The following is an 11546-nucleotide window of genomic DNA, read 5'->3' on the forward strand; positions in this document are numbered from 1 at the left end:
CTGTTTCTTGCTCATGGTAAACTCCTAATGAGTATGTATAGTTTACCAAGTTAAACCCTCCTGTTTTTTAAGCACACATCATTAAATAGAAGGTTGACTATGAGATGCCGGTGTATCGCTTGAACTGAGGATCAGAAAGCTTGTTTGAATCGATGTATTTCATCTGCAGATTATGCATGAATGCTAAAAAATCTGGGATGCAAATATTAACCAAGAAGAAGATCGTTTTTTGATTTATGAAAGAAGTCTATAATTTTAAATAAATGTGAATTAGTTTAAATTCATATTATAGAATTATAAACCACCTTATAATTACTGCATTTTATTTAAATTAGTTTAATTAATTCATATATTTAACTAAAGAATAATGGATAAACTGTAAATTTAAGAATCAATTAAATACATAATGTTATTTTTTTCTATGATGTTTATTTAATACCATGTAAAATTCGTGCCAAAATTGCATGATGGAATGCAAATAATGCTCAGCTCATATTAGCAGAGAGCGAATGCGAGGCTTGTATGTCAAAAAAAGAAGATATTATTAACACAGCATTAAAACTTTTTAACTCGCATAGCTACAATTCGATTGGGGTTGATCGAATTATTAGTGAGTCAGGCGTTGCAAAAATGACATTCTATAAATATTTTCCATCGAAGGAAAAGCTTATTGAGGAATGTTTACTTCAACGTAATATTAACCTTCAAATCTCATTGAATGAAACATTAGCTCAATGTGATCAATCAAATTATTTAGAGCAAATTGAATCGATATTCAAATGGTACAATGCCTGGTTCCAAAGCGAAGACTTTAACGGCTGTATGTTCCAAAAAGCATTTGAAGAAGTGATTAAAATTTACCCTTCGACTCTTGAACCTGCGACACAATATAAAATATGGCTAACGGCCTTGATCCAAAACTTACTGACTCATTTAGATATTCGAAGCCCGACACACTTAGCTACATTAATCGTAAGTATTTTAGATGGAATCACCATCCAAGCGCATGTAAATAAAAACTCTGTTGAAATGAGTGAGTATTGGACTCGCGTAGAACATTTAATTAATTTTGAAAAGCAAATAACATCCTAAAATTCTCAGAAAGCTGAGTTAAAACAAATAATATGAAATTGAAAGTATAAAAAAATAAAGCGTGATTTATAGTTATTATTGTGGCTCACGCTTGCGTCTGAGTTGGAAAAAGAATAATAAAAATATTACCCTCTGGCGGTCGTACAAATTGCACATCCCGATCCTTCTTATTAAGACAGATCTTTCTGTCTTGTTCTTTATTATATACATTTTTCCTTAAAGTACAAATAAAATTTTAAAAATTTTTATATTTATTAATTAAATTAATTACATAATTTTATTATTTATAAAATTTTAACAATTTCTAACATTGCTAAAAATATCTAAACTCTCAAATTTTAAAGTCTAAGCGTTATTAATGAGAAATATAAGTTTCACTGATATAGATATTCACAAAAAACCATTGTATTTTTCAAGTTTTAATACATTTTTATGTTTTTCTCACCTTATACTAAGTTCGGCTTGAATGTAGTGAGAAAAGTATGCAAAAGGATATAGAGATCAACGTGATGAGAGAGTCTGCAAGCTCTATTGTCAATGTACTTAAGTCTTTGGCAAACACAGATCGCTTAATTATTTTATGTCATTTAGCCAAACAAGAATTAAATGTGTCTCAAATTGAAGAAGCTACTCATATCCTACAACCTACCCTGTCACAACAGCTTATGATGTTAAGAAAAAGTAATGTAGTTTCTACACGTCGGGATGGAAAGCAAATCTTTTATTCAATTAGTGACCCTAAGTTACGGGTTGTTTTAACAACGCTTTATGAAAATTATTGTCCTAATATCTGAATTTTACTAAAGAAAGATTATTAGAGAATTATTGAAATTCTTGATTCTCTAAAAAAGGTTAAATTTTAAGTTCTCTTTCGCCCTTTGCTCAAAATTCTGTTGAAAATATTTAGTTTGATACAGCGGTTCAGTCTGATAAAAATGCGCTAGAACTTGTTTTCTTTTAATCGAATAGACATCTGGATCAACCCAAGCATATTCCTGTTGAATCTGCTGCTCATACTCCGCAAAACGTTCTGACGAAGCCGCTAGAATCGCTAAATCAATATCCAGTAAAAACTGTAAATCTAGCTCATCCGTTGCTTCATGCCTTTGGGTTGCAAGAATCCATCGCTTAATCTTTTGAACGATATCTATTGATAAATCTTGAGACAAATACTGCTCGAATAGCTCTGCACTTTTTAGCTCATTGTCTTTGGCTTGTGGGTCATAAACTGCATCATGGAACCAGAGCGCCAATGCTACAGCATCCGCGTCATTTAAATCAGCTCGAATCGAGTCAAGCAAAGCCAAACACTCATATAAATGTTGCAGCGTATGATAAGCCCGTTGCTTTTCACTGTAGGCAGCAATCAACTTATTAAAAACTTTCTGCGGCTCTGAAAAATGATAATGCTGATGCAGCTCAAACCATGATTTTTCTAATGTAGATGAATACTGCGGCATTGCTCATCCTCATTGGATTTCTTTATTCAGCCACTTTGCCAGTAATTCAGCATCTTTACGTTCTAGAAAAAGCTGATACAAGGTACAGGAGCCAAACTCATGTTTTAGTTCTTGCTGGCGTACAGGGTGATTACCAAATCGAAAACGTCTGGTTCCATCACGATCTAAAGGTAGCGCATATACCCCATAACTCCGCGGTTCTGTCAATTGCCCTTTAATCCGGACTTGATCAGACGATATCGCGTGTTTTAATAAATGCTCTTTGGTTAACATCCCACCCTGCCCAAGGTAAATCTAAGCTGCGTGTTGCTCATCTCGCTTAAAGACCAATTCTTTATTCGATGAACTTTCAGCATCAAAGTAATACCCTTCACTATCAAATGCTTTTAATTGTTCTACTTGGCTTAATTTATTTTCAATCAAGTATCTCGCCATCAGGCCACGCGCTTTTTTCGCATAGAAACTAATAACTTTATACTTTCCGTTCTTCTGATCCAAGAATACAGGCTTGATAATTTCTGCCTGAATTTTCTTTTCATTCACAGATTTATAATATTCGTCAGAGGCCAAATTTACCAACACTTTTGCATCAATTTCAGCTAAATCCTGGTTAATTTGATCGGTGATAATACTGCCCCAAAATTCATATAGATTATGACCACGGCTATTCTTTAGTTTAGTTCCCATTTCCAAACGGTATGGCATCATCAAATCCAACGGACGCAATAAGCCATAAAGACCAGATAACATACGCAAATGCTGCTGGGCAAAATCAATCTCTCGGTCTTTTAGGTGATAAGCATCTAAGCCTGTGTACACATCACCTTTAAATGCAAATAATGCCTGACGTGCATTAGAAAAATCAAAATCTGCATTCCAGTCACGAAAGCGCTCTACATTTAAGTTAGCTATTTTCTCACTCACCGTCATCAATGATGCGATTTCACTCGCAGAAAGCTTGCGACAAACATCAATTAATTGTTGAGATTGCGCCAACAAACGAGGCTGAGTATATGTATCAGTCGGTAATGTAGTTTCATAATCTAGTGTTTTCGCTGGAGAAATTAAAGCAAGCATAATCAATCAGAATAAATTTATCTTGGTGAAACTATATCAGTTGATAATTTTTAATGCCAATTCGTGTTCTCGTTCAGTTTTATCGGTAAAATAGTGGATTCTTCCATTATCCATTGCGTATCTTATGTCTGAGCAAGTATTCATCCAAGGTCCTGTTGGTCAAATTGAAATTTTTGTAGATCAACCCCAAGGTGAAATCACAGGTTTTGCTGTCGTCTGCCATCCACATCCTTTGCAAGGTGGTACACCGCATCATAAAGTTCCTGTACTACTGGCTCAGATTTTTAATGAGATGGGATGCGTGGTTTACCGTCCTAGCTTCCGTGGCTTAGCTGGCAGTGAAGGTACACATGATCAAGGTCATGGTGAAACAGATGACATTATGGCAGTGATTGAATATGCCCGTGCAAAACATGTAGGTTTAACCTTCTATGCAGGTGGTTTTAGCTTTGGTTCACATGTACTGGCAAAATGCCAAGCACAACTCAGCGAAGAATTACGTCCGAAGCAATTAGTGTTATGTGGCTTGCCAACAGGCTCAGTGATTGACTTACGCCACTACATAACCCCAGCAATTGATGGCAATATCTTATTTGTACATGGCGAACAAGATGAGATCACCTTGCTTTCAGATATGATTGCTTGGGCAAAACCACAAAAACATCCGATCACGATTTTGCCAGGTGCAAACCATTTCTTTACAGGTTATCTAAAACAGTTACGCCAAGTGATTGCTCGCTTTTTAAAACTGTAGACTTAAATAGAAAAACAGGACATTGACAGTGAAAAAGGATTTTTACATCATCAATCTAAAAAAAACACTTTATATTGCACATGAATTGCACAAACGAGGATTTGAATCTTTATATGTTGGACCCTCTCTATCTCCTTCTGGTTGTTATTGGAGATGTTCTTTTTTGAATAGCCATAAAAATGCATCTACCATTATTATTTCTAGCTGGATTCAAAAAAATAGAGATATCCGCAAAACAGAAATCACTCAAGATATTACTGAACTGACTGAGCTATTTATTCAACAACATCAAGAGTTTTTAAACCAATGCAAAAATAAGAATTCTGTCTATATTGAGTGGTATCAAAATATGCTTAATGGTTTAACTATTGAAGAGCTGCCTTATGCATATTCAGATTTCCACCATGAAAGCAATTATTGGATGACAACAAAAGATCAAAAAATCCCCACTTTCAAATAACAAAATCAAATATTAACCATTGAAACATATAATAAAATATTCATTCGATTACTAAAAGAAATACTCCTAACGCCCCATTTCTGCTTTATCAATATCGATAAAATGAGCATTCGGATTTTTTAATAATGAAATTAAATAAAAAACAGGGACTTTTTTAAAGCAAACTATTGAATATTGGCAACAACAAGGCACGATTACGCCCGATGTTGCCAATGATTTAAATCAAAGTTCTTCGATTCGATCTTTTGACTGGGAACGTTTGGCAAAATACTCATTCTGGATTTTCATGATTTACGCCGTGATTGCGATTGCTGCAATGACAGCCGATAAGTTCTTAATGGAACTGATCGAAAAAATCTTTATTGACTCCAAAATCATCCCTTGTCTGATTTTTGCTGCAGTTGCGGTAGCCGATGTAGGCCAACACTACGGTAAGCCTGTGCTATTCATAATTAACACACCGCAAATGTATAAACACGGCTTTGAGTTTTATCAAGCAGAACATGGTGTTTGGCTAACAATACATGTACCAACTCAATATTTATCACTGATTGATCAGACCAAGACAAGATGATCGGTCTGATCTCAGGATTAATTCGTTACTTCACACTTTCCAGTGCAGTCACCAGTAACTTCCAGCATTTATCTACAGTATCTATTTTCACACGCTCACCTGGTGCATGCGCCCCTTGAATATCAGGGCCAAACGACACCATCTGTAAATCAGGATAATGTTCCGCAATAATGCCACACTCCAAACCTGCATGAATGACTTTTAGATTAGGTTCAATATCAAATGCAGATTGATAAGCCTGTTGTAAGCACTTTAATGCAGCCGATTCTGGATTCGGTGTCCAACCTGATACTAAAGGCGTTAATTCAGATTGAATTTCAAAACTGGCAAAGTGCTGTTGAATCTTTTGAGCAAATGCTACTGCTTCTTGATTCACCATCGAACGAACCATAATTAAGGTTTTCGCTTCATCTTTGGTCAATTTGACCACACCAATATTATTCGAAGTCTCAACCACATCAGCTAAAGCGCTACTCCACTGGGCAATCCCGTATGGACAACTTGCCAATGCTTGCAACCAAGCTTGCTGTTGCTGCAATGTTATAACTTCATTTATCGGGTTAGCATTTTGCTGTAAGCTGATCTGTAGCTGATCATCAATGTTCTGTAACTTTTGTTGCCATTCAGTCTGTGCCACAGCAACGGCATTTTCCAACGCGGGTAATTGCTCTGCTTTAATTGCAATGGTTGCCACAGCTTCACGCGGGATGGCATTTCGTGCCGATCCACCGACAAACTCAACCAGTCGGCCATTGGATGATGCCAAATAATCATTGAGGAAATGGGCTAGAATGACATTGGCATTCCCACGACCTAAATGAATATCAACCCCAGAGTGACCACCTTTCAAAGCTGATACCAGTAAATCTACAAAGATTAAATCACTTGGTGCTGTTTCATATTCAAGTGTCTGTCCCACTTCTAGGTCAATACTGCCTGCACAGCCAAGATACAGCTCACCCCATTCTTCGGTATCAATATTGAAAAGCCACTGTCCAGTTAACACGCCTGACTCAAGCAAACGAGCACCACTCATTCCTGCTTCTTCATCAATGGTCAACAGGACTTCAATCGGCCCATGAGCAATATCATTTGATTCTAATACCGCCATTGCAAGTGCAACGCCAATGCCATTGTCTGCACCAAGCGTGGTATTTTCAGCAATCAGCCAACCATCTTTTAAGACTGGTTGAATTGGATCTTTAAAAAAATCATGCTGGGTACCACGATTGGCTTGTGTCACCATATCCAGATGGCCTTGCAAAATCACACCAGCAGCCTGTTCTTTACCCGTAGTTGCCACTTTTCGAATAATTAGGTTACCAATGTTATCGACATAGGTTTCCAAATTGCGCTGTTCTGCCCAATCTTTTAAATGCTGTCTTAACCGTTGTTCATGTTTAGATGGTCGAGGAATTGTACATAAGGTCTCAAAATGTCGCCAAACTACTTGTGGAGATAATTTAGAAAAATCGACCTGTATCATGCACCAATACTCTCAAATAAAGTGTTTAAACAAATATACACCATACACCTAAATGGCGATGCTTAAATCACTTTATTTAAGATTTTATTGACAAAATCGTCTTAGCTTTTCCATACAAATTGAGAAAAGCTATGCTCTGCTTTTAAGCTATTTTCTACGGCTTGAGCCAACTGTCGGATAATACTCTGCGTTTCGATTCGTTCAAACCAAGCTTGTTTTTGCTGTGAATTGGCAGAGATTTCACAGAGAATAATGTTCTAATTGTTTATAGAGTAGCGCTGCAACATATTCTTGCGTGATATAGCATTCATTTGGTGGATGATAATTACCCCATGTTTAGGGCAATCTGCTATAAATTGCAATGTTTTCATGGTATTCCCTCTATTTTTATTTTTTTAGCTGGATCGCAGCATAAAATCGACTCGTACGGTAAGAATGATTATATATACAATTGTCATTAATTGATTAGACGATTGTCTTACTTATTTTACTAAATTGATAAATTTAGACCTAATTAGATATGTACATGGCCAAACTCATCATTTTCATTATTTATACGTTTTATGTTTGCACCTAACAACTTATTTTTATGTATAAACAAATAAAAAATGCAGCATTTAGCTATTCTAAATGCTGCATTTCTCAATTCGTTTACTGATTTACGACTTGTAAATCTAAACCTGCTGAGTTTGCTAGCTCAGTAAAGGTTGGAAAACTAGTTGCAACCGTTTCCGTACCATGAATCGTGATGTTACCTGAAGTACGTAAACCTGCGATACTGAAACTCATGGCAATACGATGGTCATGGTGAGATTCAATTTCACCGCCAGCAAAGATTGCCGACCAGTCACCTGACTTGCCTTTACCTTCAATGATAATACCATCTTCTGTTGGCGTACAATCAATGCCCATGATTTTCAAGCCATCTGCCATCACTTGAATACGGTCAGACTCTTTGACACGAAGTTCAGCTGCACCCGTTAATACGGTTTGACCTTCTGCACATGCAGCAGCAATGAATAATGCTGGGAATTCATCAATTGCTAAAGGTACTTGATCTTCAGGCATATGAATGCCCTTCAATGTTCTTGAACCTTTGATATGAATATCTGCAATCGGTTCACCGCCTGCAATACGTTCATTCTCAACAGTCAGATCAGCGCCCATTTGCTTGAGAATTTCGATCACGCCAGTACGGGTTGGGTTGATGCCCACTGCTTCAAGGACAACATCTGCACCTTCTGTAATAGCCGCACCCACCATAAAGAATGCCGCAGATGAAATATCCGAAGGCACTTGAATATCTGTACCAACTAATTTACCACCACCCACAAGCGAGATTTTATTTCCTTCAGTTTTCACATCATAACCGAAAGCACGCAGCATACGTTCAGTATGATCACGGGTCGGTTCAGGTTCCGTCACTGAAGTTTCACCAGCAGCCCATAAGCCTGCCAATAAAATTCCTGATTTCACCTGAGCTGATGCCATTGGTAAATCGTATTGAATCCCTTTAAGGGCTTGACTACCCGTGATACTCACTGGTGGCGTACCTTTTTCACCTGTGGTTTGGATTTGTGCACCCATTTCACGAAGTGGCTTAGCAATACGCTCCATTGGACGTTTCGACAATGACGCATCACCAGTCATGACAGAATCAAATTTTTGAGCAGAAAGCATTCCAGACAACAAGCGCATACTTGTGCCTGAATTACCCATGTATAAAGCACCAGCAGGTGCTTTTAGACCTTGCATTCCAACGCCATGAATCGTCACTTCACCATTCTTTGGACCTTCGATACTCACTCCCATATCACGAAAAGCTTGGAGAGTTGCTAAAGCATCTTCGCCTTCCAAGAAACCTGTTACATGAGTTGTGCCTTCTGCAATCGCACCAAACATGATAGAGCGATGTGACACAGACTTATCACCTGGTACGGTGAATTTACCTGTAAATGTTTTCTTTCCGGGCAAAATGGTAAATTGCTGTGTCACCTTGTTTTTCTCCATCAAAGGTTTTTTGGCTAACATATGATTAAAGTGTTGGCGTGCAGCTTGCGCATGGCCAAGCAAACCCATCAATGCTTGTGAATCTTCTTGTTCAATCAGTTTCTTCAAAACTGATAACTGCTGTTCAAAACCCTCTACAGCATTCAAGATTGCAGTTTTATTGGCAAAGAAAATGTCATGCCACATCTGAGGATCGCTTGCTGCGATACGTGAGAAATCACGAAAACCACCTGCAGCATAGCGAAAAATATCTAAATTATCTTCACGGTTTGCAAGCTGCTCAACTAAATTAAATGCCATCAAATGTGGTAAGTGGCTTGTATGTGCAAGCACTTCATCATGCTTCTTCACATCCATGCATATAACTTCTGCTTTTGCAGCAGACCATAGTTGAATCAACTTCTCAACAGCCCAATCTGCACTAGTCGGTAGTGGCGTCAAAATCACTTTATGATTGGCAAATAAATCAACTTTACCCGCATGCACACCTGTATGTTCTGCACCTGCAATTGGATGTCCAGGTACAAAACCTATAGGTAAATTTTCACCAAAGACAGCTTTAGCAGCTTCAACCACATTACCTTTAGTGCTACCAACATCTGTGATAATGACATTTTCAGTTAGATAAGGTTTGATCTGTTCAAGTACTTTTTGCGTCGCTCTGACAGGTAAAGCTAAAACAATTAAATCTGCATCTTGAACAGCTTCTTCAGGTGTTGCATAACCGTATTGAATAAGCCCTAGTGTTTTGGCATCTTCTAATGTTTTTTTTGAGCGTGTTGACGCAACAATTTGACCAGCAAGCTGTTCTGCCACAATCACACGAGCAAGACTCGACCCTATCAGCCCAAGCCCAATAAATGCAACTTTCTTAAATAATGGTTGAGACATAAAACATTTTTGCCTATCTGAAAATCTCTCTAACCTCTCTTTAAAAAAAGATCGGAAAGTATCTCCCTTTAAAGAGGGAGACTGGAACGGATTTAAAATAAATTGAACTATAAAACAGCGATAGGATATGAACCCAATACTCGCAATTCTTTTACATTAGGTCGAATTTCATCTAATGCTGCAGCTACATTTTCTTGATCAATATGCCCTTCCAAATCAATGAAGAAAACATAAGCCCATTTCTCAGGAAGCGCTGGACGAGTTTCAATACTAGTCAAACTAATTTTATGTTTAGCAAATGGCGCAAGGATTTCCAATAAAGCACCCGCACGATCATGTGCAGAGATCAGTAAAGACGTTTTATCATTACCACTTTGTGGAATTTTCTCGCGACCAATCACAAGGAAACGTGTCGTATTTTCAGGGTTATCTTCAATGTTGCTATGTAATATCTCTAAGTTATACATACTTGCAGCAATATCTGAAGCAATAGCGGCAGAATGCCACTCATTACGAATACGGCGAGCAGCTTCCGCATTTGAATTAAGCGCTACACGCTCTACACCTGGATAATGCGCATCTAACCATTTGCGACATTGAGCAAGGGTTTGTTGATGTGCATAAATCTGTTTGATGCTGTCTTTACGAGTATTTTCAGATACGAGAAATTGATGATGAATGCGAAGTTCTACTTCACCAATCACATTTAAAGTAGATGATTTAAAGCAATCTAAAGTGTGGTTTACGATACCTTCTGATGAATTCTCAACTGGAACAACACCATAATGCGCACCACCAGCTTCAACTTCACGGAACACTTCATCAATCGTTGGCAATGGACGTACAACGGCATCTTTACCAAAATGCTTTAACACAGCCGAGTGGGTATAAGTGCCTTCAGGCCCAAGGAATGCAATACTTTGTGGTGCTTCAAGTGCCAAACATGCTGACATAATTTCACGGAACAAACGCGCCATGGTTGCATCAGATAAAGGACCTTGGTTACGCTCCATGACTTTACGTAACACCTGAGCTTCACGTTCTGGACGATAAAACAGCGGATTTTCTTCGGATGCAAACTTCGCTTTGGCTACCGCTTCTGCAAGCGTTGCACGGCGATTAAGTAACTCTTGGATTTGTTGATCAACACTATCAATATCGTTACGAATTTGTTCTAAATTAAGTGAATTCGATGTGTTTTGTCCATCGTTTACCATTGGAATGCAGCCTCAGCAAAATCATCTATATAAATGGGTTACAATTCATCTATGAACTGTTATGCGAAGCTAGTATAACAAGACTTTAACGCTTTAAACACGTGAAGATTTAACTCTTTTTGCTTAGGTCAAAGCCCTTGCGTATTTTTATAAATGGTTTTTCGCAAATCATTACAATCCCGACCTTTGTTTTTAAAATTATTCATCAAGCATCAGATTCCGCTTTATTCAATCACAACAGACAAAATTCAATCAAGTTTGATAAAATCTGTAATAAATAAAAATTGATGCCATCCATGATAATGAATATAAAAACACCTTTACTGATTAGCGTAATCGCCACAAGTCTAACAGGATGCATAGGCTGCTATAATCCAACAGGATGTAATAAAGATTCTTCACCCTATTATGTTACAACGACAACAACTCAAATCAGAGGAATAACTGATGTGTGCTTAAAAAACAGGAGGGTTTAACTTGGTAAACTATACATACTCATTAGGAGTTTACCATGAGCAAGAAACA

Annotated in this window: 10 protein-coding genes and 3 pseudogenes; 6 read left to right on the forward strand and 7 right to left on the reverse strand. The window is 37.6% G+C overall.

Features of this window, described 5'->3' with window-relative positions; genetic code table 11:
- Positions 1-522 precede the first annotated feature (522 nt).
- Positions 523-1092, forward strand: a complete 570-nt coding sequence (locus M5121_RS14830) for a TetR/AcrR family transcriptional regulator (protein WP_087535863.1) — start codon at positions 523-525, stop codon at positions 1090-1092.
- A 482-nt stretch (positions 1093-1574) separates the two neighbouring features.
- Entirely contained in the window at positions 1575-1886 is a 312-nt protein-coding gene (locus M5121_RS14835) for an ArsR/SmtB family transcription factor (protein WP_005159825.1), read from the forward strand.
- Between the two features lie 48 nt (positions 1887-1934).
- Here M5121_RS14835 and M5121_RS14840 read toward each other — a convergent pair whose 3' ends face one another.
- The 3 genes from M5121_RS14840 to yaaA are packed head-to-tail and all read right to left on the reverse strand — an operon-like array spanning position 1935 to position 3629.
- Positions 1935-2552, reverse strand: coding sequence for an HD domain-containing protein (locus tag M5121_RS14840; RefSeq protein ID WP_249571602.1), 618 nt, complete (start codon positions 2550-2552; stop codon positions 1935-1937).
- A gap of 9 nt (positions 2553-2561) precedes the next feature.
- Positions 2562-2825 (reverse strand): hypothetical protein, encoded by a 264-nt coding sequence (locus M5121_RS14845; RefSeq protein ID WP_005159814.1) that lies wholly within the window; start codon positions 2823-2825, stop codon positions 2562-2564.
- Between the two features lie 21 nt (positions 2826-2846).
- The gene (gene yaaA, locus M5121_RS14850) at positions 2847-3629 is read right to left on the reverse strand and encodes a peroxide stress protein YaaA (protein WP_249571603.1); all 783 of its coding nucleotides are present in this window, start codon (positions 3627-3629) and stop codon (positions 2847-2849) included.
- A 124-nt stretch (positions 3630-3753) separates the two neighbouring features.
- Here yaaA and M5121_RS14855 point away from each other — a divergent pair, with 124 nt between their 5' ends.
- The 3 genes and pseudogenes from M5121_RS14855 to M5121_RS14865 form a co-directional block, all read left to right on the forward strand.
- The gene (locus M5121_RS14855) at positions 3754-4383 is read left to right on the forward strand and encodes an alpha/beta hydrolase (RefSeq protein WP_249571604.1); all 630 of its coding nucleotides are present in this window, start codon (positions 3754-3756) and stop codon (positions 4381-4383) included.
- A 28-nt stretch (positions 4384-4411) separates the two neighbouring features.
- Entirely contained in the window at positions 4412-4843 is a 432-nt protein-coding gene (locus tag M5121_RS14860; RefSeq protein ID WP_249571605.1) for a hypothetical protein, read from the forward strand.
- Between the two features lie 125 nt (positions 4844-4968).
- Positions 4969-5273: pseudogene (locus tag M5121_RS14865) on the forward strand (DUF2157 domain-containing protein); the annotation flags it as partial.
- A gap of 169 nt (positions 5274-5442) precedes the next feature.
- Here the strand turns inward: M5121_RS14865 and M5121_RS14870 are convergent.
- The 4 genes and pseudogenes from M5121_RS14870 to pheA form a co-directional block, all read right to left on the reverse strand.
- Complete coding sequence (locus tag M5121_RS14870; protein ID WP_249571606.1) at positions 5443-6903, reverse strand: aminoacyl-histidine dipeptidase; 1461 nt, start codon at positions 6901-6903, stop codon at positions 5443-5445.
- A 101-nt stretch (positions 6904-7004) separates the two neighbouring features.
- A pseudogene (locus M5121_RS14875) lies at positions 7005-7274 on the reverse strand (hypothetical protein).
- 280 nt (positions 7275-7554) lie between these two features.
- On the reverse strand, positions 7555-9804 hold the full coding sequence (locus M5121_RS14880) for a bifunctional prephenate dehydrogenase/3-phosphoshikimate 1-carboxyvinyltransferase (protein ID WP_249571607.1): 2250 nt from the start codon (positions 9802-9804) through the stop codon (positions 7555-7557).
- A gap of 107 nt (positions 9805-9911) precedes the next feature.
- Positions 9912-11021 carry a prephenate dehydratase gene (gene pheA, locus M5121_RS14885; protein ID WP_087546952.1) on the reverse strand — a complete coding sequence of 370 codons (1110 nt, stop codon included), beginning with the start codon at positions 11019-11021 and terminating at the stop codon, positions 9912-9914.
- Between the two features lie 302 nt (positions 11022-11323).
- Here pheA and M5121_RS16030 point away from each other — a divergent pair.
- Positions 11324-11467 (forward strand): annotated as a pseudogene (locus M5121_RS16030) (hypothetical protein); the annotation flags it as partial.
- Positions 11468-11546: the final 79 nt, after the last annotated feature.

It is taken from the genome of Acinetobacter sp. ANC5681, from assembly GCF_023488045.1.
Classification (GTDB): Bacteria; Pseudomonadota; Gammaproteobacteria; order Pseudomonadales; family Moraxellaceae; genus Acinetobacter.